General features: G+C 51.6%; 2 protein-coding genes. Both read left to right on the top strand.

The window, feature by feature from the left end:
- The coding region (gene cas1 / locus NW827_RS04785; protein WP_414503392.1) for a CRISPR-associated endonuclease Cas1 at positions 1-643 on the top strand (643 nt) is incomplete at its 5' end.
- The gene (gene cas2, locus NW827_RS04780; protein WP_414335550.1) at positions 643-921 is read left to right on the top strand and encodes a CRISPR-associated endonuclease Cas2; all 279 of its coding nucleotides are present in this window, start codon (positions 643-645) and stop codon (positions 919-921) included. The genes cas1 and cas2, both read left to right, overlap by 1 nt.
- The last annotated feature ends 125 nt before the right edge of the window (positions 922-1,046 follow it).

The following is a 1,046-nucleotide window of genomic DNA, read 5'->3' as shown; positions in this document are numbered from 1 at the left end:
GTTGATGCGGCAACTTAGGCAGCGCCCCAGCGAAACTGGGGATCTAACCCTGCGCAGCTTGGAACATCTGGCTGAGCAAGCTCTGCAGGCTAAGTCTCTAGATCAACTGCGCGGCATTGAAGGGATCGGCGCAGCCCTGTATTTCCCGGAATTGGGCAATTGCTTACAACAAAAAGGATTTGTTTTGCTCAAGCGCACCCGACAACCACCCACCAATCCAGTCAATGCCATGCTTAGCTTTGGCTACATGGTGCTCTGGAACCACCTATTAACCTTGATTGAGCTGCAAGATTTGGATCCCTATCAAGGTTGCCTACATGCCAGCAGTGAACGCCACGCTGCTCTGGTTTCCGATTTGCTGGAAGAGTTTCGAGCGCCTATTGTGGACTCCCTGGTACTGTGGCTTGTCAATAGCGGTGTTATGGATATCCAAGAAGACTTCGAGTATCGAGATGGGGGCTGTTTTCTCAACGATGCTGGCAGAAAGAAATACCTCAAAGCTTTTCTCCAGAGAATGGAGGGATCCATTACAACTCCTGCTGGGGATCAGCCCCGCTGGGATTTGCTAACACAGCAGGTTAAGAAGTTTAAGCAGTCCGTCTATAATCCTCAAGACTTGTATCAGCCTTACCGGATTCGCTGATGTTTCTTTATGTTGTTACCTACGATACCCCCTGTGACAAGCGCCGCAAGAAAATTGCGGACTTGCTAGAAGGCTACGGCAAGCGGGTGCAGTACAGTGTCTTCGAGTGCGTCCTCAACAAGGACAAGTTCGAGGAGCTCAAGCTACGGCTCCGAAAAAGGATCAAGCCTAACGAAGACAGCGTCCGCTTCTATCCCCTCACCAGCCACGCCCTCGATCAAGTGGAAATCTGGGGTGAACCCCCTTTAACTGCACCCCCTGGCTCGGTCATCGTGTAGCTCAGGCAACTTTCCCCCTACCTAAGTACTTGATGTTCTCGAAAGCACACAAAAACGGTATCAGCAGCTCTGCGAGCGCCTCGCCAAATCCCGCAAAGGCCGATTCTTTCGTTGACCCGCTCGAT

The sequence above is a fragment of the Synechococcus sp. H70.1 genome, assembly GCF_047502705.1.
Classification (GTDB): Bacteria; Cyanobacteriota; Cyanobacteriia; order Thermostichales; family Thermostichaceae; genus Thermostichus.
Note: the sequence above shows the minus strand (reverse complement) of the source record. Positions and strands in the feature narration are given on the sequence as shown.

What these genes read in the sequence shown, in the direction of transcription:
- cas2 (WP_414335550.1), top strand. Translation starts at nt 643, where the DNA reads ATGTTTCTTTATGTTGTTACCTACGATACCCCCTGTGACAAGCGCCGC.